This is a genomic window from Mordavella massiliensis, from assembly GCF_016901695.1.
Classification (GTDB): Bacteria; Bacillota; Clostridia; order Lachnospirales; family Lachnospiraceae; genus Claveliimonas; species Claveliimonas massiliensis_A.
In genome coordinates this window covers 1-265 of sequence record NZ_JACJKS010000103.1, presented here as the reverse complement: position 1 = coordinate 265, position 265 = coordinate 1, and the positions used below count along the sequence as shown (strand labels likewise).

At 50.2% G+C, this 265-nt stretch carries 1 rRNA gene; it reads right to left on the bottom strand.

Annotated features, from left to right (window positions below):
- Nucleotides 1-172: 172 nt before the first annotated feature.
- Nucleotides 173-265 (bottom strand): 5S ribosomal RNA (gene rrf, locus H6A20_RS13290); the annotation flags it as partial.

The window sequence follows — 265 nt, the reverse complement described above, 5'->3', positions numbered from 1 at the left end:
TTTTATCAGTCATCACATACACAAAACTTCTTTTGCGCATCTGATCACTGGTAAAACCAGTTATCCAAACAGCACTGCCCTGCTGACCGGGTTGGCGGCGATAAGTTGTTGCTCATCTGTGCCTGTATCTATGCTATATGGCGGCAGCGGATCTGCCTTTTTCTTTTTTTAATGCTGGCGGCCACCTGCTCTCCCACACCGTCTCCAGTGCAGTACCATCGGCCGCTTAGGTCTTAACCATCGTGTTCGGGATGGGTACGGGTGT